Raw genomic sequence first — 22007 nt, 5'->3', positions numbered from 1 at the left:
CTGTCACCCACTTGCGGTGAAGATTGTGCCGCAGGTGAGCAGATTGTCTAACCGGATATGACTATTTACCGCTGATGTATCAAACGTGCAATCTGATATTTCCATTAAAACCGAACGTCGCTGGCCGGGCTGCGGGGCTTTCTGAAGGGGATCGTTGCATTAACCCCGGCCGTATAACGGGTGCGGTTCGTCAAGGAGCCGCCCCGTTGTCTCTGTTCACGCGCCGCCCGTTTCCCGTTGAGATCACCCTGCTGTGCGTGCGCTGGTACTGCAAATATCGCATCAGCTATCGCGATCTGGCCGAAATGATGTCCGAGCGTGGTGTCGCGGTTGACCATCTCCATTGTCAGACGGCGGCGGCCGGACCTCTCTACAACCACTCCGCAGTCATGGCGCTAACGCACCTGCTTGCCACTCGCATCATGGATCTTGCGGGCCCTGCTGGGCGGCGACGCCTGTCAAACATCGAAGTCCTTCACGAAGCACTTGGCGATATCGAAGGAGCGGTGAAATGATGGACTAGCTTGGGGAAGCCGGAGAGCACTTCTATAATCCAGGAGGTGCTCCATGGCCCAATACCACCGACGCTTTACGCAGGAATTCCGGGATGAGGCGGTCCGGATGCGTCGCAAATTTGGATCTGGAACGCAAAGGTGGTCGATAGCTAGGCTCAAGATCAGGCAACGAGCAGATGGAACTGCTTGGCGTGGGTCGGCTGCGAATTGCAGGCATGCTTCGCCTGTTGTTTGCGTATCATGTGGGTCAACTCGATCCCACCAAGGATGACGCAGGCAGTGACCATCGACTGAAAGCCGAGCATTGGTCTGACGCGCCTCTTGATGGCTCGATGATCCTGCTCGATCCGATTATTGAGGTAGGCGCTTTGGCGGATGCCAATGGGCTTCAGATCACGCCGTGTTCTGTCTTCGAGCCGGTCGGGTGTGTCGCACGACAGGATCGCTTCACGGTTCGTCTGGCTGCCATCAATCACAATCCGCTCAGGCCGGCTATGGCGTTTGGGCGCCTTGCGCAGGAACCGTTTGGCGTTCTATTGGGTCGGCACGGTTTATTGAGGCTTCCTCACTGATGCATCCGCGGAATATGGTCTACCCATGTCTTTTCTCTAATCAGTTCGCCATTCTTCCGCAAAGTCTTAGTGAAAGTGACGTCGAAATATAAGGCATCCGACTCGATCCGCGCCTTGGTCGAGAGGTCTATTTCATTGCCCTTGATGGTAAAAATATTTCTGCGTTCGCCTTGGTAGCGGGCGTTGGCGGGCATGGCGTCATTGACGTCCCATCGGTATGATTCGCTGGATCGGAATTTGTCGTCACGAATGATCCAGGTAACGTCGTTGGCGGTCGTGAATGTCGAATCGCCGGTTTGTTCATTGCGGAAACTGTTGAAAACAGGGCCGTTTTTTTCCAGCTCTTTGCCAAAAGGTGCCGCATCACTTGGCTCTGGCGGGGGTAGGATACAAGCTTGGTTCGTTTCGTTTTGCATCGGCACCACTGGCAATTCGAGCCATGTGTCGTTGCTCAACAAAAGACTGGTGGCGCCCGGCGTAGGACTGGGCCAGATCATGGGAAATTGCGCGTTGGCGACGGCCAGGCGGATACGATGGCCGGGTTTGAAACGCCATGTGGTGAAGTGAACCGAGGTGGTCAGCGTAGTCGGTTCACCGGGTATCAGCGCCGCAGGCTCAAGCCGCGAAAAACGCTGGGAAGAATTGATGATGGCGCCGCTGACCAAGGACACCTTGCCATCCGGAGCAACATCCTCCAAACGCACTGTCCACTGGTAAAAAGGAGCATCTGCGGCCACGCGCAATCGCACTTGCGGCATGCCCATAATTTCCAGGGCCTCGGCCAAGGGGGCAGAGTCGTAGACCAGACTGTGGGCGTCGTCCGTTGCCATGTCGCCCGTTTGTTCGCCCCACCAACCACCAGCTGCCATCCCGATGCCGGCGCGGTAAAGCAGGGCTTGGGCGGTTTCCAGCGCTGCAGGGGCATTGCCCAGATGTTGCGCGGTTTGAGGGTAGAGGCGTTGGGTGCTGCTGCCGTCCGATGGCCACTGCTTATCGCAGCGCCAATAACCGGGGACAGTGGTCAGATCGGTGGCAGGAGCGTGCCCGGTACGCATGAATGCCATCCAGCGGGGCTCATCCAGAATTCCATGGTCTATTCCTTTGAGCCAGTAGTCCCACCAGCGCAAGGCCTTTTGCCGCCACTCGTAGTTGGGGCCTGGCACGCCGTATTCAGGCCATGCGTGGTTCCATGGCCCGATTTCCGCAATGACCGGTGCCTTGGCGGTCCGACCCACATCCATGACGAAATCCCGGTAGCCGTCGAGCAATCCACCGATCAGATAGCTTGGCACCTCCAGGGGGGCTTTGAACTTGAGGGACTCCTTGCGCCAAAAATCGCCATCCTGTTGCTGGCGTAGCCAGGTGAATATCCAAGGTTCCCTGTCGAAACGATTCCGGAAATAATCTTCATCAATGCGGTAGTCCGGGCTTTGCGGCATCGAATTATCGGTATCAATTTGATGCGCATAGGAATCGATGTGCAAAGCGCCGTCGATGTAGTGCACGTCATTGTAGAAAAGGTCGGTCGACCCGTGCGCCGCAATGATGGCCTTGAGCGCAGGCGGTTTTCTGTGGGCCGTCATCAGTGAGTTGAAGGCACTCCATGAAAGGCCATACATTCCCACATTGCCATTGGACCAGCTCATTTTGGACAGCTGGGCGATCAACGCCTCCGCATCGGAAATCTCCGCTTCGGAATACTCGCTTTCGGGGATGCCGCCCTCACTGCCTCCCGTACCGCGCACATCGACACGGGCAACAACATAGCCGCGCTTGGCAAAATATGAGCCATATTCATAATCGCCAAGCGCGAAAAAATCATCCTTGCGATAAGGCAGCATTTCCATAATCACCGGGAAAGTTTCTCTGGGCTTTTTGGCCACGGGCCGGTAGTAGGTCACAGCCAAGCGCACGCCATCTTTCATTTCGAGCGTGCTGTTCTCCAGAAAAAATTCGTAGTGCGTGGTGTCCGCTGACAGCGCGGCATTTCCAGAGCAGCCGAATAGACCGCCTATGAGGGATAGACAAATTGCTAGTTTCCCCAAGATGTTTGCCCTCCAAGCAATCATTTGTCCCCATGGTGTTTTGTGTTGTTTGCAACTGCTAATGGCACGTGTCAGGTGGTTGATTCTCGGCTTCGGCGCCCGTGTGCAATCGCCCGCAATCGTGACAGTGGCCGTAGTTCTGCGCAAGCCGGTGGATGACGGGCAGCTTTACCATCAGCCCGACAATGTCAGGCCGCATCAAGTCAAGCACCTTCTTGCGGCCTAGCAGGGTTTCAGGGGCAGGTCACTTCCAGCATCGATATCTTGGAGAGTCTCTATGAAGATCGTTAAGAGCCTTATGCTCGGATCGGTCGCGGGTCTCGCCGCCGTTGCCGGCGCTCAAGCTGCTGACCTTCCCGCGAAGAAGGCTGCTCCTGTTGAGTACGTTCGCGTCTGCTCCACCTACGGCGCAGGCTTCTTCTACATCCCGGGCACGGAAACCTGCCTCCGCGTCGGTGGCCGCGTTCGCGCTGACTACGTGTACGGTGAGCCGCGCCTCCGCGCTCAGGATGCCGTCGGCTTCCGCGCTAGCGGTCGTATCCAGACAGACGCTCGTACGGCGACGGCTTATGGCCTGCTCCGCACGTTCGTTCGCTTCGACATCATCCGTTCGTCCGGCAGGCCGTTCAACGGCACCAACGGCACGATTTCGAGCAGCCCGAACGTGGCTGAGGCGTTCATCCAGTTCGGCGGCCTGACCGTCGGACACGTGACGTCGTTCTTCGATAACGGTGATCTCCGGACCGAGCACTTGGGCACGCTCCGCTTCTCGGACTCGCCCGACGTTGACCTGTTGGCCTACACCTTCACCCTCGGCAACGGCTTCTCGACCACGCTGTCACTCGAAAATGGCCTCGAGCGTCGCAACAACGGCTTCTTCCCCGGTGGTCTTGCTGCGACCCAGCTTAACTACGCTGGCGAGCGCGTGCCCGACCTCGTCGGCAACGTGAAATACGAAGCGACCTGGGGTACGGCTCAGATTTCGGGCGCCGTCCACCAGATCAGAAGCCGGGTTCTGAGCGGCGCGGGCTTTGCCGTTCCGATCCTTGGCTCGATCCCGAGCAATGAATACGGCTTCGCCGTCACGGGTCAGGTCGGCGTCAACCTGCCGATGATCGCCGCGGGCGACGCCATGTGGTTTGCCGCGACCTACGCGAACGGCGCTCTCGGCTACATCATCGGTGGCAACGACGACTTCATCATCGATGGCTCTGTCAGGGGCGCGGTTGCTGACGCTTACATCAACCCGATCACGGGCAATATCGTCCGTGGCCGTGGCTGGGCGCTCGCCGGTGGCGTGACACACTACTGGACCCCGCAGATCCGCCAGTCGGTGTTCGGTTCGTACGCTCGCTTCGATTACGGCACCGGCGCTTCGACTGTGACGCCTGCTGGCATCCGCATCGGCCTCGACGACTTCAACGAATGGCGTGTCGGCACGAACGCCTTCTGGCAGCCGGTTCCCGGCTTGGACTTCGGCGTCGAAGTTCTCTACGCCCGCATCGATCCCCGCGGCCGTGTCGCCATCGGCGACAACATCTCGGCTGGCTCGTCGAATGCCTGGGAAGGCCGTCTCCACATTCAGCGCGACTTCTAATCGGCTCAAACCGATGGCTTTGTCGCAAACATTTGTTTCGGTTTCGTCCCTATGGTGCGCTGGGGCACGAGTGCGGAGAGGCAGATGTTCAAGGTCAGGCACTTTGACAGGTCGGTGATCTTGCTGTGCCTCCGATGGTATCTGGCCTACGGCTTGAGCTTGCGATCATCAGCGGCACGAACCAGTTACCGAAACCGCTGATGAGAGCCGGCATGACGACAAAAAATATCATGATGAGGCCGTGGCCTGTCACGACGACGTTGAAGGCCTGCGGATTGGCGAAGAACTGCAATCCGGGTTCCTGGAGTTCCAGGCGGATGAGGATCGAGAAAGTGGCGCCGACCAGGCCCGCGATGAAGGCAAAGATGAAGTAGAGGGTGCCGATGTCCTTGTGGTTCGTGGAATAGAACCACCGCCGCCAGAAGGCCGGATACTCACTGGTGTCGACAGAATCGGCAGGCGTCGCTTGGGCCATGACGGCGCTCCTGACAACCTCCCCCAGACAAAAATCCCGAAATTTCGTTGGTCACGTCGCCAATCGTTCCATGTGCCGTTCGTCACCGTTAGCGGGATTCTAGTGCAGCAGCCGGGAAGGCAATACGACGACCTGCGATACCGGAAGCAAGGCGTCTCTCCATTGCGCGCCAACAGACACGATGCCTTTGGATTCCGTTGCAGGCGTAGCCTTTTGTTCGTCGTTCCTCCCCTTAATTTCGCTGGACAATGGCGTGTCCCATCCTAGCTTTTTTCAGCAACATAGCTGGCCGGTATGGGAGCAAGCCCATGGTTACGCGGAGATCCTTCCTTATCGGCGTCGGGGGTGCCGCTCTTTCAGCGCCGGCTCATCTGCGCGAGGGGCTTGCGGCTGACTCTTTCAGCCTGGACCCACATCTTCCGATCGGGCTTCGAAACATTGCGCAGTTGGAAGCGCTGCCGGGCAAGGTGCCACTCATCAAGCTGACGTATCGCCCACCTAACTATGAAACGCCGCTCCACTATTTCAACGAGCTCTTCACGCCCAACGACGCGTTCTTCGTTCGCTATCATCTCTCGGACATTCCGGAGGTCGATCCGAAAAGCTGGCGCTTGGCGGTCGGGGGAGACGCGGCGACAAAGCCCTTCGAACTGACACTGGACGCCCTCAAGCGAGATTTCATGCCTGTCGAAATCCCTGCGGTCTGCCAGTGTTCAGGCAGCCGTCGAGGCCTGTTCGAGCCGCATGTCGCCGGGGTTGAGTGGGGGTACGGCGCCATGGGGAATGCTCGCTGGAAAGGCATTCGGCTAAAGGACATCCTCGATCGAGCCGGCCTTACAAAGGAAGCAATCGAAATCGCTTTTGATGGAGCAGACGGACCGGCGCTCGACAAGACGCCGGACTTCGTCAAGAGCATCCCTGTCTGGAAGGCTCTCGATCCGGACACCCTGATCGCCTACGAGATGAACGGGCAGCCGCTGCCGCACTTCAACGGCGCTCCGGCAAGGATCATTGTCCCGGGCTGGACGGCAACCTATTGGATGAAACACCTCACCCGGATCACCGCGCGATCAACCCCTGAGGACAATTTTTGGATGAAGGCGGCCTATCGGATTCCGGTCGGCAAGTTTCCCCTCGTCCAGCGGTTCCTGACGCAGGAGACGGCGGCGAACACCCCCATCACGGAAATGGTCGTCAACTCGCTCATTACGACACCTGCGGAGAGCGAGAAGGTGAGAATGGGCCAGACTCTCACCGCCAAGGGCATTGCCTGGGACGGAGGGTACGGCATTACGTCCGTTGAGATTTCCACGGATGAAGGTCAGACTTGGTCACGCGCAACCTTAGGTCCGGATGTCGGCCGGTACTCGTTCCGGCAGTGGACCTTTCCGCTCAAGACAACTCGCAAGGGGGCCCTGACGCTCCTCGCTCGCGCCACGAATGCGGTCGGACAGACCCAGAACTCGACCCTTATTCAAAACCCGGGCGGATACCATCATAACCTGATGCACCGCGTCAGCGTTATTGTCGGATGAGGTGCGCCATGTGGAAATTCGTTCTGCCTGTTGTCGTCCTCGTCACAGCAACCGGGGCCCGTGCCGACGAAACGGCCATCAAGCTTAAGGATGGCCCCGGCAGAGACGTCGTAATGAACAACTGCGCCGCCTGCCACAGCTTGGATTACATTCAGATGAACTCACCCTTTCTGGATCAGAAACTGTGGGAAGCTGAGGTGACCAAGATGATCAAGGTGTTCGGTGCCCCGGTCGATGATTCCGATGCCAAGGCGATCGTCGACTATCTCAGCCGCAGCTATGGGCGTCCGTAGGAAAGACGCAGCTAGGTCAGAGGAGTTGCTGCACTTCGTAGGTGCGACCACCTCCTTGAGACTTGTCGACCGTTGGCAGTCAATCAGACCGGACTCGGATTGGACAATGGCCATGACCAGCAATCTGCGTGCGGAAAATTCGTCTCTTCCGGAGAGGACAGGCCAAGCCAACATTGGCCTGACGAGCGGCGAAGCCAGCCGTCGGCTGCACACCTTTGGTCCGAACGCCCAGCCGGACACTGCCGCGCATCCATTGCGTCGGGCACTGAGCAAGTTTTGGGCTCCCGTTCCCTGGATGCTTGAGGCTGCGATCGTGATCGAGATCGCGCTTGGCGAATATGTCGAGGCCTCGATCATCGGCGGCCTCCTCATCTTCAACGCTGCTCTCGGGCTTTTTCAAGAAGGGCGCGCCCAGGCAACCCTTGCCGTACTGAAGTCGCGGCTTGCGCTCAACGCTTCCGTCCGACGCGACGGTGTTTGGACAACCATGCCGGCCGCCGAGTTGGTTCCGGGCGATGTCGTGAAGCTGTCGCTTGGGGGTGTGGTGGCTGCGGATGTGCGCCTCACCGAAGGGGAAGTTCTGCTCGACCAATCCATGCTTACGGGCGAATCTGTTCCCATCGAAGCTGGCCCGGGCCTGCAAACCTATGCAGGGACGTTGGTACGGCGCGGCGAGGCGGTGGGCGAGGTCACCGCGACCGGAACGCGCACCAAGTTCGGTCGCACCGCGGAACTTGTCCGCACCGCCCATGTCGTCAGCTCCCAGCAGGCAGCGGTTCTGCGGGTCGTGCGCAATCTCGCCGCGTTCAACGGCGCCGTCGTCGCGGTGCTGGTGGCATATGCCTACTTTCTCAAGATGCCGCTCACTGAGATCATTCCTCTTATTCTGACGGCAGTTCTTGCATCGATACCGGTTGCACTACCGGCCACTTTCACTCTGGCGTCGGCACTTGGCGCGCGGGCCTTGGTAAGGCGCGACGTGCTATTGACGCGTCTCTCCGCGGTGGATGAAGCGGCGACGATGGATGTCTTGTGTGCGGACAAGACCGGAACGTTGACACGCAACGAGCTGGCGGTGGCAGCCGTGCGCCCAATGCCTGATTTCGACGTGGCACATGTTCTGGCGTTGGCGGCGTTGGCAAGCTCGGATGGCGGCCAGGATCCGGTGGATGTGGCCATTCGTGGGGCTGCCGGAGCCAAGAATATCACCGACGCGCCGAACCTGATCCATTTCACGCCATTTGATCCGACGGCGAAAATGTCCGAGGCGACAGCGACGGCTTCGGACGGCCACCCGCAGCGCATCGTGAAGGGTGCCTTTGCGGTGGTTGTCGGCCTTGCCCAGAAGGCTTCGACCGCAGCAGCGGTTGCGAACGAGCTTGAGGGACAGGGCTTTCGAGTGCTGGCCGTTGCGGCGGGACCGCCTGAGGCAATAAAGCTCGTCGGACTCATCGCCCTCAGCGACCCGCCTCTCGAAGAAGCGGCGCCGCTCATTGCCGAATTGCACGGGCTAGGCGTCCGCACCGTGATGGTGACAGGCGACGCGCCTGCGACGGCAGCTATCGTGGCTCGTGCCGTTGGGCTCGATGGCCCGGTCTGCCCGCCGGGGCCGATCCCAGCCAGCGTGCATCCCGAGGAGTTTGCAGTCTTCGCCGGTGTTCTCCCCGAGGACAAGTACAACCTCGTGAAGGCGTTTCAGAACGGCCATCACGTCGTCGGCATGTGCGGCGACGGCGCCAACGACGCGCCGGCGCTGCGTCAGGCGCAGATCGGAATCGCGGTCTCGACAGCGACTGACGTGGCCAAGTCGGCAGCGGGCATGGTGCTGACCAGACCGGGGCTAGGGGCCATCGTCGCAGTTGTGAAGGAGGGGCGGGTAATCTTCCAACGCATCCAGACCTATGCCTTGAACGCGATTATCAAGAAGGTCGTGACGGTGCTCCTGCTGGTCATCGGCCTGATCATGACCGGACACGCCATCCTGACGCCGCTGCTGATGGTCATTTTGATGGTCGCCGGAGACTTTCTCTCCATGTCATTGACCACGGATCACGTGAACCCGTCGGTACAGCCGAATGTCTGGCGCATCGGTAGCTTGACGATTGCAGGCCTCGCTGTGGGGGCCTGCTTATTGGCCTTCTGTACGGGCATTCTGGCATTCGGCAGATTTGAGATGAACCTCGGAACCGGCGCGCTGCGGACCCTTGCTTTTGTCGTCCTCGTCTTCGGGAGCCAGGGGACACTCTATGCCATTCGCCAACGCCGACATATGTGGGGTTCACGTCCCAGCTTCTGGCTCGTCCTCTCATCCGTGGTCGATGTGGTGATCGCGGCTACGCTGGCGATTACCGGGTTGGCAATGACACCGCTCCCGGTCTCGCTGGTCGTCTGCACGCTAGTCGCAGCCGCTGTGTTCGCCGTCGTCCTGGATGTGGTGAAGATTCCCGTATTCGCTCGACTTGGGATCACCTAACGCGCGTTGCGGCGGACGCCACCGAAAGGGCGGACATGAAAATCAAATCAAAGGACTATCGCGTGCGGGAGGGCGAGAAGGTCAACCTGCGCAAATGGCCGACGAGCGTGGCACCTGTGTATAAATCAAAGGAGCATTATCAAAAGCTTCTAGGCGAATACATCGCGCGACTGAGCTCGCAACAGCAACTCTTCTATGCATCTAACCGCTATGCCGTTCTCCTGATACTTCAGGCGATGGATGCGGCGGGAAAAGATGGCATCATCAAGCATGTGATGTCCGGGGTGAATCCACAAGGCTGCCAAGTCTTCAGCTTCAAGCATCCCAGTCCTGCCGAGTTACAACACGATTTTCTCTGGCGCACCACGCGTGATCTACCGGAGCGGGGACGGATCGGCATCTTTAATCGATCCTACTACGAGGAAGTGCTGATCGTCCGTGTCCATCGTGAAATCCTCCAAAGTGAGGGGCTCTCAGACACGGCACATGATGACCCGAAGGTCTGGCGCGACCGGTATCGATCTATCGCGAATTTGGAGAAACATCTCCAGGCCAACGGAACTCGCGTCATCAAATTCTTCCTCCATCTTTCGAAGGAGGAGCAGCGCAAGCGCTTTTTGGCACGCATCGACGAGCCCGAAAAGAATTGGAAATTCAGCCTGTCGGACGTCAAGGAGCGCAAGTTCTGGAAGCACTATATGAAGGCCTACGAAGAGTGCCTTAGCGCGACAAGCACCAGCGATTCACCTTGGTATGTCGTTCCCGCCGACGATAAAGAGAACGCTCGGTTGATTGTATCTCAGATTATCCTCGATACACTTGATGGACTCAAATTGAGCTATCCAAGAACGAGCCGTAAGCGGCGCAATGAACTGCACTCCATTCGTAGGGAGCTAGCGAAGTGAGCGCTAATCGGTCATCGTCGGTGCCCACGCCTGGGCTCTCCTTTTGGGAGAGTATGGCCTGAGAGCCCCTCCCGAAATCGGCGCGGGCGTAGTTCTCGGCCACATGCCCCGGTACGACATCAAGGGCGTATGGGGGGCGCTGCGATGTCCTGCGCCAGGGCCGACCCTGTCGCGGAGCAGCTCTATCAGAACATGCTAATGTGAGCGGCTCAGCGGCGCGGAGCTAGAAGCAAGATTGGCCGGGCGGCTGACAATCGGGACAACGTGTACCGACAACGAGAAAACACGGACGGCCGCGTGGCCCGCAGCACGAAGAACGTGGCGTCAGCCTCGCCGCTCGTGAACTTGGCATGGAGACCACGGCGGCGAAACGCGCACATCAGATAGCAACCCGTTCCCCCTGAAGCTAAAAAAGCTCGCCCGCCGCACCGGCTTGACCGGAAACCAACCGTAAGCGGTCGCAGCGGAACAGCCGACGCATTGCTGAGCTTACACGTCAGGTTGCGGAAGAGATGCTCGGACCGTGACAGTTCAGTCTGAGAAGACAACATCGCGTGCAGGTCGTGCCGGATGAGAACGGTCACGTTTAGACACGCCTCTTTGCGTTCCAGATCCAAATTTGCGACGCATCCCTTGCACTCGCGTTCAAGGATTTCTTATCAGCAGGGAGCGTCCGAACATGACAACATCCGGGACCAGCCGCCAACTTCAAGCGGCGACCGCCGTGACCTTGCGAAACCGCAGGATCCCTAAAAGGAGAAACAGGACGCCGATCAACGCGATGATAACGAACTCTGGCCAGACCACATTGAATCCAGCTCCGCGGTAAAGGATCGCTTGCGCGAACGCAACGAAATGGACAGTCGGCGACACCTGCAGGACGGTTGCAAGGCAAGGCGGCATACTCTCAAGCGGCGTGTTGCTGCCGGACAGCATGGCCAATGGGAGATAGACGAGAAGATAAAGAAGGCCGAGTTGCGGCATCGAACGTGCGATGGTCCCGAGGAAGATGCCGATTGTCGTGGCGAAGAATAGATAGACGGCTACCCCAACCAGAAAAAGCGGGATCGACCCCGCAATCGGCACGTTAAGCACATCTTTAACAACAAGGGAAAGGGAAAGCCCAGCCGCAAGAGTAATGATCAGACTGTTCGCCCAGATTTTGGACATCGCGATCTCGAATGGGGTCAATGGCATCACGAGGAGATGATCCAGTGTGCCGTGCTCCCGCTCACGGACGATCGCCGCTCCCGCAAGAACGATCGCGAGCATGGTGATCCCGTTGATGATACCCATGACGCTGGTAAACCAACCTGTCTCGGCGTTTGGATTGAAAGCGATGCGCACGACGAGATCGACCGGTGGAAGTGGACTTCCTTCAAGGTGCGACAGAAATGCGTTGATCTGGTCGCTGATGATCTGTTGCGCGTAACCAGATCCCAATCCCGCTTGCACCATCGCGGTCGCATCTACATTGAGTTGTACGGCCGGTTGATGCCCCGCGAGCACGTCGGCCTCGAATTTGGGAGGAATATCGATCACAAATGTGTACTTGCCCGCGTTCATCAGCGGCACCACGTCCCGTTCGGCGATCAACTGTGGCGCTTGAAAATACGGGGACAAAAACGCGCGCCGGATACGGTACGACAGTTCGGATTGGTCTTCATCGACGATCGCTACCGACGCGTTATGGACCTCCTGAGCGCTGCTTTGAGCCTGAGCAACAACAGCAAGCGAAAAAGTGTAGATGACCAACGCGACGAGCACGAAGTCGTGCATAAAACTCCGCAACTCTTTCGTTCCAAGCCAAAAGATATTCGAGAGTTTTTGCATGGCCGCAATCAGCCTATCGCTCCTGTTTCCGGAGCAGCAGAAGGCTGAGAGCCGTCAGTGCCGGAATGAAAGCCAAAAGGGTGAGGATGTTGCCAGACAGATCGTGGAAGCCGAGCCCTTTGGTGAAGGTCCCCACACTGATCGGGAGATAATAACTCATCGGGAAAATGCGGCCCATGATGCGTGCCATGCCTGCAAGCGAGGAAACCGGAACGAGCATGCCCGCGAACATTGTGGCCGGCAGAACGGTCAGGATTGCGGTGCCGAAGAGGGCCGCAATCTGGGTCCGCGCAAACCCAGAAATCAGCATGCCGTATGCCGTGGTCGCCACGACATAGACCAGTGTTCCGAGTAGTAGCGTCGGAAAGCTCCCCTTGAGCGGGACGCGAAACACGATCAGCGCCAGCGTAAACATCAGCGCAAAATTGATCATCGCCAGTCCGACATACGGAATTTGTTTGCCAAGGAGGAATTCGAGGCGGGTGAGTGGTGTCACGTACAGGTTCGTGATCGAGCCGAGTTCCTTCTCGCGCACGACGGAAAGTGCCATCAGGATTGCCGGGAAGAGGGCAAGCTGCAACGCCAGCTGGGCCGGTACCATCGCGTAGATGCTGTCAAGATTCTGATTGTATTTGAAACGAAGCTGGACAACTGCAGGCGCAGGTACCGGCGGCTGCCCCGTCCTCAGCATGGGATCGTTGAGAAAGAGTTGATGGAGGTCTTGCAAATATCCACGGATTGTCTGGGCGATGAAGGGCCGGGCCCCATCAACCCATGCCGCAATCGAGGTAGGCAGGCCGCGCGCGAGATCCCGCCCGAAATTGGGCGGGATCTCTATGGCTGTATCGATGTCGCCACTTGCAAGCCGCTTTTCGAGATCGTTGTAGTCCGCTAGGGGGCGCTTCTCGATGAAGTAGGTCGAGCCGCGCAAAGCCTCGAGATAGGCCCGGCTTTCATGACTGTGATCATGGTCGAGCACCGCGAAGGTCAGGCTGTTGACGTCGGTGGAAATACCGAAACCGAAGACCAGCATTAAGAACGTCGTACCGATGATAGCGAAGCCGAGCCGAACCTTATCGCGTATCAGTTCCAGGGTCTCTCGAATCGTGCAGGCGACAAGGCGTTGTGGGCTGAAAGTGGTGCTCAATCCGCGTCCAGGGGTGGCTTCGCGGCGCGGTTGCACCCAGGCGCTCGATGCCGGTTGCTCCACTTTCGAGCGCGCTGCCTCCGCCTCTTCGAGATAATCGATGAAGGCCTCCTCCAACGTCGCGGCGTTGCGGGACCTCATCAGCCCGGCTGGTGTGTCGGTCGCCAGAACGTGGCCGGAATCCATGAGTGAGACACGGTCACAGCGCTCGGCCTCGTTCATGAAATGCGTGGAGACGAAGATCGTGATGCTACGGTTGCGCGCCAAATCCACCAGGATTTCCCAAAACTGATCTCGCGCAATGGGATCAACGCCAGAGGTCGGCTCATCGAGTATGAGGAGATCGGGTTCGTGGACGATCGCCACCGCGAGCGAGAGCCGTTGGCGGATGCCAAGCGGCAGGTTCTGGGCGCGCGCGTCCACATAATCCGTCAAGCCAAACTCATCGAGGAGTTTGGCGATGCGCAATTTCGCCCGCTCGATCGGCAGGTGGAACAGTCGGGCATGAAGATTAAGGTTCTGTCGGACTGTCAGTTCAGCGTATAGCGAGAACGCCTGGGACATATAGCCGACACGCTTGCGCGCATTGAGATCGTAGGCGTCGAGTGGCCGCCCGAACAGCCGCACCTCGCCCTGGCTCGGCGGCAGTAGGCCGGTCAACATCTTCATGGTCGTCGTCTTGCCGCAGCCATTCGAGCCAACAAAGCCGAAGATTTCTCCTTGATCGATCGTGAAGCTGACGCGGTCGACCGCTGTGAAGTCACCGAACCGTCGAGTCAAACCCTCCGCCTCAATGACCGACTCGCCGCCGATGACGGGGCGGCGTTGGGGCACCGAGAAGCCGAGGTATCCCGCCCGCTCTCGCTCGGGGAGCAGGTCGATGAATGCTCCTTCGACAGAGCTTGCTCCTGTGGCGCGACAGAGCTCAGTAGGCGATCCGGTGGCAACGATCTTGCCCTTGTTTACGGCTACCAACCAGTCAAACCGTTCCGCCTCTTCCATGTAGGCAGTGGCGACGAGGACCGTTATGGTCGGGTGCCGGGCTCGAATGTCTTCGATCATCCTCCAGAATTGCCGACGCGACAGCGGATCCACTCCTGTCGTCGGTTCGTCGAGGATCAACAGGTCCGGATCGTGGATCAGCGAACAGCAAAGCCCCAGTTTCTGCTTCATTCCGCCCGAGAGTTGCCTGGTCGGACGGGCGACGAACGGCGCGAGTCCAGTGCTGGCCAAAAGCTCGGCCATCCTGGTTTCCCGTTCGACTGGGGTTTCCCCAAACAGACGTCCGAAGAACTCGATGCTTTCCCGAACAGTGAGATCTGGATAGAGATTCCTGCCCAGCCCCTGAGGCATATAAGCGATACGTCGACAGAGCGTGGCACGGACTGCAGAAACAGCGATGTCAGCGTCCAGGACATAGACTCGGCCCGATTGGATCTTTCGAGCGCCGGCGATGATGGCGAGCAAAGATGATTTCCCGACCCCATCGGGGCCGATGAGGCCGGTTAAGCTGCCGCGGGGTACGGCAAGCGTGACATCATCGAGTGCTACGGTCTTGCCGTAGCGAAGCGTAATGTCTTCGAGGATCGCGACCACCCCTTTGCTTTTTATCATGGAGGCACCGTGATCGATGTAGTCGGCACTGCACTCGGCTCCAGACGAGGCGGCCATTCCGCATGAGGATCCGTGCGTACATACGCAACCCCGGGCAGACCGCTCCGCACGATCGCCTCATGGCCCTTTAGACGCTCTGGATCGACTCGGACGCGGATCCGGAACATCAGCTTGTCGCGCTCACTTTTCGTCTCCACCGGCTTGGGGGTGAACTCAGCTTGGCTGGAAACGTATACGACCTTGGCTGGGATCACGTGATTGGGATAGGCATCGAGGACAATGCGAGCCTCACTTCCGATCCTGACCCGGCCAGCTTCTGCCGTAGGCAGGTAGATATCCATGTAGACGTAGGAGGCGTCGAGCATGGTGAAAACTTTGCCGCCGGCCGGCAAAACCTCGCCGGTATTCGCGATGCGATACTCGATCGGGCCATCACGCGGCGCAACAAGCGTGTTGTCCGCGATGTTGACCTTGTAATACTCGACATTGTGCGTGGCTGCCTCTCGTGCTTGTTCCGTTTGGCCGACTCTCGCGGCGGCTGCATCCCGCGACGCAACCGCCCCATTGGCATTATGCCGGGACGCGACAAGCGCCTGCTCCGTTTCATTGACTCTAGCGGTGGCTGCAATCTCGGCGGCCAAGGCACCATTCAGAGCCTGTCGGCGCTGGTCGAGCAGCTCGACCGTGGCGAAACCTCTCGACATAAGCGATGTGGTGCGATCAAGCTCCTGTCGGGCCAACTTCACCTGGGTCTGCTGTTGTTGCAGGTTGGCATTCGCCTCTTCCGTCGCGCGCTGTGCCTGCACGACCGCCGCTTGAGCGCTCAGCACAAGGCTTTGCTGCTGAGCAAGGCTTTGCTTAGCCTCGTCGACCGCCCGCTGTGCCTGAATCGCCATCGCCTCAGCCTGCTTCAACTGAGCTTCGAGGTCCCGCGTGTCCATCAGAGCCACAACCTGGCCGGCCTTGACCATGTCGCCCTGATCGACGAACAGCTTTAGAATACGGCCCGCGAACTTGGTGGCGATACTGATCTCATCGGCTTCCAATCGGCCATTTCCCATAGCGAGGCCGGGCGGCGGGGCCGATCGAAACTGATGCCACACGTAATATCCGGCCCCGCCCATCGCGAGGAGCGCGAGAAGTGCGCCGAGGAGTAAAATCACAGGGCGCTTTTTCCCGCGCTTCGGTCGCAAGGCGGGAAGCTGAGGCGGCTGGCCAGATTCGATAGGTTCAATTTCGGCGTGCCGCGGGACGCTCTGCCTTTGAACGGTCACGGCAGTGTCGGCCGCAGGAAGAATTCGCGCCTTCTCAGGCGTATCCGTTGTCACGACCGACTCTCTGCCCCAAGGGGCGCTTTTGGAACTCACAGGAACACGACAAAAACGGCGTTCTCATAACAATCCAACTAAGCCTGCCATGCCGGTGGTACATTGATATTGAGCAAATTTCGGCGGTTGAGAAGGTGAAGCCCGCGCCGAGATTTGACATTTGCCGGCGTTGTCATGTCTGGGCTGAGGTGACGGGTATGGGAACTGCCTACTTCCGACTTAACCCGGGTCAGCGACCTTCCCCGACAAGTTGACGGCGCCGTTCGCTAACCGACCTAGCAATTCCTCGGCGCAACTCCTTGACCAATCTCAATGTCCCGCGTCCGCCCATGCATGACATTTCCGCATTCTCTGCCGCGGAGGCGAAATGTCCTGGGATTCGATTCTCAAGCGACCAGAAGAGATCGCTCGCGCGAATCTGCGCGACTACGATCGCGAGGTTACCGACTTCTCTTGGGACCAGGCGCGCTCGCTTCTCGATGGTTTGCCCGATGGTGGATTGAACATCACCTATGAGGCTGTCGACCGCCATGTCTCGCATGGCCGAGGTGACAAAATCGCACTGCGTTGGATCAGTCAGGAAAACCGTATCCGCGCTCTCACCTACAGCGACTTGCAGAAGCTGACGAACAAATTTGCCAACGTTCTAAGATCTCTCAACTTTGGCAAGGGCGATCGGGTTTACTGCCTCCTGGGTCGTGTTCCTGACCTCTATATCGCGGCTCTGGGATCGCTGAAGGCAGGAGCCGCATTTTGTCCTCTCTTCTCAGCGTTCGGACCGGAACCCATTAAGGCCCGCATGAGCATCGGCGAAGCAAATCTACTCATCACCACAGAGCGGTTCTACCGGCGCAAGTTGGCTTCCTGGCGTAACGAACTTGGTAGCCTTCGTCATGTGGTCCTTGTCGATGGAGAGGATACACTGCCCGATGGCACCTTTGGCCTTGCGGCGCTCATGGACGGGGCCTCGGAGACCTTCAACATCGAGCGCACTGCACCTGAGGATATAGCCCTTCTCCACTTCACCAGCGGCACAACCGGTCGGCCGAAGGGCGCCGTGCATGTGCATGCAGCGGTCATCGCCCATCACATCACCGGACAATTCGCGCTCGATCTCCATCCGGACGATATTTTTTGGTGCACAGCTGATCCTGGATGGGTCACCGGGACATCCTACGGCATCATCTCGCCACTTACCAACGGTACGACGATGATTGTCGATCAGGCCGAGTTCGACGCGGAGCGGTGGTATCGCATTCTGCAGGATCACAAGGTTACCGTCTGGTATACCGCGCCGACGGCAATCCGCATGCTCATGAAAGTCGGGAGCGATATCGTACGGCAGTTCGACCTCTCACATCTCCGGTACATGGCAAGTGTTGGTGAACCCCTCAATCCGGAGGCGGTCGTCTGGTCGGCGAAGACCTTTGGGAAGCCGTTCCACGACAACTGGTGGCAGACAGAGACTGGCGGCATAATGATCTCCAACTATCAGGCAATGGAAGTGCGTCCCGGGTCCATGGGCAAGCCCCTGCCGGGTGTGGAGGCGGGGATTGTCGAAAGACACGACGGGCAGCTCCGCGAGATCACCGCGCCGTCAACTGTCGGCGAACTGGCCTTAAGGCCCGGCTGGCCCTCGATGATGCGGGCCTATCTCCATGAGGAGGAGCGCTACCGGAAATGTTTCGCGGATGGCTGGTACCTCTCGGGCGATCTCGCGATGCGCGACGCCGACGGATATTACTGGTTTGTCGGCCGCGCCGACGACATGATCAAGAGCTCCGGACATCTGATCGGACCGTTTGAGGTTGAGAGCGCCTTGATGGAGCACCCCGCAGTCGCGGAAGTTGCGGTGATCGGGATTCCCGATCCGGTTGCCGGAGAGATCGTGAAAGCCTTCGTTGCCCTAAAGGCAGGGATCGCATCGAGCGAAGAACTCCGCATGGAACTCCTTGGTCATGCCCGCAAGAGGCTTGGTCCGGCCGTCGCCCCGAAAGAAGTCGTCTTTCGACAAAACCTGCCGAAGACACGCAGTGGCAAAATTATGCGTCGCCTACTCAAGGCGCGCGAGTTAGGCCTGCCCGAAGGAGACATCTCCACCCTCGAGAGTGAAGAGCGATGACTGACACGATCTCGAAACCGCGTTTATCGCGAAGTCATGAGATCGATCTGCTCAAGCAGATGATCCGGATCCGCCGATTCGAGGACAAGTGCGCCGAACTCTACACGCAGGAGAAGATCCGAGGATTTTTGCATCTCTACGATGGCGAGGAGGCAGTTGCCGTAGGGGTGATCCCCGTTCTCAAAAACAGCGACCGCGTCGTTGCAACCTATCGCGAACATGGCCACGCGCTGGTGCGCGGCGTTCCGATGGGAGCAGCCCTGGCTGAGATGTACGGCAAGAAGGAAGGATGCAGCGGCGGCCGCGGCGGCTCCATGCATCTGTTTGACCGGAATACGAACTTTTATGGCGGCAACGCCATAGTGGGTGGCGGACTGCCCCTCGCCGTCGGTCTCGGGCTCGCGGACAAAATGCGGAATCTCGACAATGTAACGGTCTGCTTCTTCGGAGACGGCGCGGTCGCCGAAGGCGAGTTTCACGAAAGCCTCAACCTGGCTGCGCTCTGGAGCGTGCCAGTACTGTTCGTGTGCGAGAACAATCTCTACGCGATGGGAACAGCCTTGGAGATCACGGAATCCGAAACCGACATTTATCGCAAGGCGCAGAGCTACAAGATCGCCTCGGAAGCCGTTGACGGCATGGATGTCGTCGCGGTCGAGGCGGCAGCCCGGCGAGCGATCGACACCATTCGATCGACGGGAAAGCCGTACTTCCTCGAATGTCACACCTATCGCTTCCGCGCGCACTCCATGTTCGACGCGCAGCTCTATCGCAGCAAGGAAGAGGTCGAGGCTTGGCGCAACAAGGGCCCAATCGTGCGCTTCCAGGGCTGGCTGGAGCAAAACGGGCTGATACATCCGGAGGATCTCAGCCGGATCGAGAAGGAGGTCGTATCGGAGATCGAAATCGCGGTTGCTTTCGCCGAGGCAGGTTCGTGGGAGCCGGTCGAGGACCTCACGCGCTATGTCTGCGCCCCGGAGCGACCCTCTCCACCCGACGGTCCCTTTGAGGGGCCGGGCGAACCTACCATCGAGACAACGTATCGCGAAGCGGTGCGGGAGGCCATCCGCGATGCCCTACGCCGCGACGAGCGCGCCTTCCTGATGGGAGAGGATGTCGGCCGTTATGGCGGCTGCTACGCGGTCAGCAAAGGACTTCTCGCGGAGTTCGGTCCTGAGCGTATCCGTGATACGCCCCTGTCCGAGTCAGCCGTTACAGGCACAGGCATCGGGGCCGCCATGGCCGGCATGCGCCCTATGGTGGAATTGATGACCTGCAATTTCAGCATGCTGGCGCTCGACCAGATCCTCAACACGGCGGCAACGATCCGGCATATGTCGGGCAATCAGTTCGGCGCGCCGCTGGTCATTCGCATGGCGACCGGCGCCGGGCGTCAGCTCGCTGCGCAGCATTCACACAGCCTCGAAGGCTGGTACGCTCATATTCCGGGGATTAGGGTTCTGGCGCCGGCAACTCTTGAAGATGCGCGCGGCATGCTTTGGACGGCGCTTCAGGAACTGGACCCAGTCCTGATCTTCGAAAACATCATGCTCTACAATTGGAAAGGATCACTCGCCGCTGATGCGGGACCGGTGGACATCGACAAGGCGGTTGTACGCCGCGCGGGGCGCGACATCTCGCTGATCACTTATGGCGGGTCGCTCTGGAAAACCCTTGAAGCCGCCGAAGCCCTGGCAAAGGACGGCATCGATGCGGAGGTCATCGACCTTCGCTGCCTTCGTCCTCTCGATGACCGTGCGATCATCGCATCAGTCTCGAAGACACACCGTGCGGTGATCGTTGACGAAGGCTGGCGCAGCGGGAGTCTGGCGGCCGAGATCAGCATGCGCATCACGGAGCAGGCATTCTGGGAACTTGATGCCCCCATCGCTCGCGTGTGCAGCGAAGAGGTGCCCATTCCTTATCCGAAGCATCTCGAAGAGGCCGCGATTCCGCGGGTCGCAATGATCGCCGCTGCCGCAAGAGCCGTTTGCAACAGAGTGAAGGCCACGCCATGAGCGAGTTCCGTATGCCATCACTGGGCGCCGACATGGAGGCGGGAACGCTCGTGGAATGGCTCGCCAAACCCGGCGCACCCTTGAAACGTGGCGACCTCATCGCGGTGGTCGAAACCCAAAAGGGCGCCATCGAAATCGAGGTGTTTCAGGAGGGCATCCTCGACCGACTGCTCGTCGACACCGGCACAACCGTGCCAGTGGGGACACCTCTTGCCGTCATCCGCGAGATTAGGGCGGCAGGCGCCATCGGCGCCGAAGCTGAGGCACCGCCATGCGAGCGCCCCCCTCCCACAGCACCCAAACGACCGAGAGGGGAAGCCCCTGTCGTCACGCCTTTTGCCGCGCTGCCTATAGCCCCCGCCACGGGTCGTGTTACCGCCTCTCCCGTGGCGCGACGGTTGGCAAGCCTGCACGGCATCGATCTTTCCGGCATCAAGGGGAGCGGACCCACCGGGGCCGTTCTCCTCATCGACGTCGAGCTTGCGCTGCGATCAACCGAGAAGGCGCCGGCCCATCCACAAGCGATCTCCAGCGTCGCCCAGATGCGCAGCGCCATCGCGGCGGCGATGACGCGCTCCAAACGCGAGATCCCCCACTATTACCTTTCACAAACGGCGGATGTCGGCGCGGCGGAGGATTGGGTCCGCCGGTGCAATACGGACAGACCTCCGGAACTGCGCGTTCTCGTCGGGGCTCTGTTCGTCAAAGCGACGGCTCTTGCCGTCCGCCGCTTTCCCGAGTTCAACGGATTCTTCATGGAGCGTGCGTTCCGTCCGAGCGATCGCGTTCATATCGGCGTCGCCATCGCGATCCGGGGTGGCGGTCTTGTTGCGCCCGCGGTCCACGATGCGAACACCCTCTCTCCCGACGCGCTCATGGCAGCGATGCGCGATCTCATCGGCCGCGTGCGAGCGGGGCGGTTTCGCAGTTCCGAGATCGCTGATCCTACGATTACGGTGTCGAGCCTCGGAGAGCGCGGGGTGGACACCCTGTTCGGCGTCATTTACCCGCCGCAGGTTGCCATCCTCGGGTTCGGGAGAGTGGTCGAACGGCCCTGGATCCGCGACGGTGCAGTCGTACCCCGGCCGGTCGTGACGATCACGCTGGCCGCAGATCATCGGGTGAGCGATGGCCATCGCGGCGCGTTGTTTTTATCCGAAATCGAGCGCCTCCTTCAGGAACCGGGGAGCCTATGATGAGCCCTGACATTCACGCCATTATTGAGCAGGAGTTGAAGCTGATCGCACCGGACATTGACCTCGCGGCCATCGATCCGAAACACGATCTGCGAGAGGAGTGTGACATCGACTCGATGGACTTCCTGAGTTTGGTGACGGCTCTACACCGGCGTCTCGGAGTGGATGTCCCCGAGCGCGACTATCCCAAGCTGATCACGTTGGACGGCGCGACCGAGTATCTGCGGCGGAAGCTTGCCGAGCTTTAATGCCGCTGGCGTGTAATACCCATCGTGAGGGCCTCATTTTTCAGGAGTCCCATGTTAAGCCGCTTCACCGCCCTGACACCGGGTTACCGCG

At 59.3% G+C, this 22007-nt stretch carries 14 protein-coding genes and 4 pseudogenes; 12 read left to right on the top strand and 6 right to left on the bottom strand.

Annotated features, from left to right (window positions below; translation table 11 throughout):
- Positions 1-206: 206 nt before the first annotated feature.
- A pseudogene (locus tag I2H38_RS08895) lies at positions 207-338 on the top strand (IS6 family transposase); the annotation flags it as partial.
- A gap of 338 nt (positions 339-676) precedes the next feature.
- On the opposite strand, the pseudogene I2H38_RS08890 reads toward I2H38_RS08895, so the two are convergent.
- Together I2H38_RS08890 and I2H38_RS08885 are read right to left on the bottom strand one after the other, a co-directional pair.
- Positions 677-1045: pseudogene (locus tag I2H38_RS08890) on the bottom strand (DDE-type integrase/transposase/recombinase); the annotation flags it as partial.
- Between the two features lie 35 nt (positions 1046-1080).
- Positions 1081-3132, bottom strand: coding sequence for a CocE/NonD family hydrolase (locus I2H38_RS08885; protein WP_210324742.1), 2052 nt, complete (start codon positions 3130-3132; stop codon positions 1081-1083).
- 61 nt (positions 3133-3193) lie between these two features.
- Here I2H38_RS08885 and I2H38_RS20700 point away from each other — a divergent pair, with 61 nt between their 5' ends.
- The 3 genes and pseudogenes from I2H38_RS20700 to I2H38_RS20930 form a co-directional block, all read left to right on the top strand.
- Positions 3194-3358, top strand: a complete 165-nt coding sequence (locus I2H38_RS20700) for a hypothetical protein (RefSeq protein WP_210324741.1) — start codon at positions 3194-3196, stop codon at positions 3356-3358.
- Positions 3359-3409: 51 nt separating this feature from the next.
- Complete coding sequence (locus I2H38_RS08880; protein ID WP_196271495.1) at positions 3410-4729, top strand: porin; 1320 nt, start codon at positions 3410-3412, stop codon at positions 4727-4729.
- Positions 4730-4813: 84 nt separating this feature from the next.
- Positions 4814-4894, top strand: a pseudogene (locus I2H38_RS20930) (IS6 family transposase); the annotation flags it as partial.
- On the opposite strand, the pseudogene I2H38_RS08875 reads toward I2H38_RS20930, so the two are convergent.
- Positions 4887-5204 (bottom strand): annotated as a pseudogene (locus I2H38_RS08875) (cbb3-type cytochrome c oxidase subunit I); the annotation flags it as partial. The pseudogenes I2H38_RS20930 and I2H38_RS08875 sit on opposite strands and share 8 nt — an antisense overlap.
- A gap of 308 nt (positions 5205-5512) precedes the next feature.
- On the opposite strand from I2H38_RS08875, the gene I2H38_RS08870 reads away from it, so the two are divergent.
- The 4 genes from I2H38_RS08870 to I2H38_RS08855 all read left to right on the top strand — a co-directional run bounded on the left by I2H38_RS08870 (position 5513) and on the right by I2H38_RS08855 (position 10410).
- Positions 5513-6739: a molybdopterin-dependent oxidoreductase gene (locus I2H38_RS08870; RefSeq protein ID WP_196271493.1), complete on the top strand. Its 1227-nt coding sequence runs from the start codon at positions 5513-5515 to the stop codon at positions 6737-6739.
- An 8-nt stretch (positions 6740-6747) separates the two neighbouring features.
- Positions 6748-7032 carry a c-type cytochrome gene (locus I2H38_RS08865; RefSeq protein WP_196271492.1) on the top strand — a complete coding sequence of 95 codons (285 nt, stop codon included), beginning with the start codon at positions 6748-6750 and terminating at the stop codon, positions 7030-7032.
- Between the two features lie 112 nt (positions 7033-7144).
- Positions 7145-9505 (top strand): HAD-IC family P-type ATPase, encoded by a 2361-nt coding sequence (locus I2H38_RS08860; protein WP_196271491.1) that lies wholly within the window; start codon positions 7145-7147, stop codon positions 9503-9505.
- A 35-nt stretch (positions 9506-9540) separates the two neighbouring features.
- Complete coding sequence (locus I2H38_RS08855) at positions 9541-10410, top strand: ADP-polyphosphate phosphotransferase (protein ID WP_196271490.1); 870 nt, start codon at positions 9541-9543, stop codon at positions 10408-10410.
- Positions 10411-11118: 708 nt separating this feature from the next.
- Here I2H38_RS08855 and I2H38_RS08850 read toward each other — a convergent pair.
- Genes I2H38_RS08850 through I2H38_RS08840 form a run of 3 tightly spaced genes read right to left on the bottom strand, consistent with a single transcriptional unit; the run spans position 11119 to position 16050 of the window.
- A complete protein-coding gene (locus I2H38_RS08850) occupies positions 11119-12243 on the bottom strand; it encodes an ABC transporter permease (RefSeq protein ID WP_196271489.1) in 1125 nt (374 codons plus the stop codon).
- A gap of 13 nt (positions 12244-12256) precedes the next feature.
- Positions 12257-15004: a ribosome-associated ATPase/putative transporter RbbA gene (gene rbbA / locus I2H38_RS08845; protein ID WP_196271488.1), complete on the bottom strand. Its 2748-nt coding sequence runs from the start codon at positions 15002-15004 to the stop codon at positions 12257-12259.
- Positions 15001-16050: an HlyD family secretion protein gene (locus I2H38_RS08840; RefSeq protein WP_324617370.1), complete on the bottom strand. Its 1050-nt coding sequence runs from the start codon at positions 16048-16050 to the stop codon at positions 15001-15003. The genes rbbA and I2H38_RS08840 overlap by 4 nt, the downstream gene beginning before the upstream one ends.
- Positions 16051-16699: 649 nt before the next feature.
- Here I2H38_RS08840 and acsA point away from each other — a divergent pair.
- From acsA to I2H38_RS08820, 4 genes are read left to right on the top strand one after another with little or no spacing between them, the layout of a single operon-like run.
- Entirely contained in the window at positions 16700-18454 is a 1755-nt protein-coding gene (gene acsA, locus I2H38_RS08835) for an acetate--CoA ligase (protein WP_196271487.1), read from the top strand.
- Entirely contained in the window at positions 18451-20472 is a 2022-nt protein-coding gene (gene pdhA / locus I2H38_RS20925; protein ID WP_196271486.1) for a pyruvate dehydrogenase (acetyl-transferring) E1 component subunit alpha, read from the top strand. Before acsA ends, pdhA begins: the two co-directional genes overlap by 4 nt.
- Complete coding sequence (locus I2H38_RS08825) at positions 20469-21668, top strand: dihydrolipoamide acetyltransferase family protein (protein ID WP_196271485.1); 1200 nt, start codon at positions 20469-20471, stop codon at positions 21666-21668. Before pdhA ends, I2H38_RS08825 begins: the two co-directional genes overlap by 4 nt.
- Positions 21668-21916 (top strand): acyl carrier protein, encoded by a 249-nt coding sequence (locus I2H38_RS08820; RefSeq protein WP_210324740.1) that lies wholly within the window; start codon positions 21668-21670, stop codon positions 21914-21916. Before I2H38_RS08825 ends, I2H38_RS08820 begins: the two co-directional genes overlap by 1 nt.
- Positions 21917-22007 lie beyond the last annotated feature (91 nt).

Source organism: Microvirga alba (assembly GCF_015694465.1).
In the GTDB taxonomy this organism is placed as follows: Bacteria; Pseudomonadota; Alphaproteobacteria; order Rhizobiales; family Beijerinckiaceae; genus Microvirga; species Microvirga alba.
This window is presented reverse-complemented; position numbering and strand designations above follow the sequence as displayed.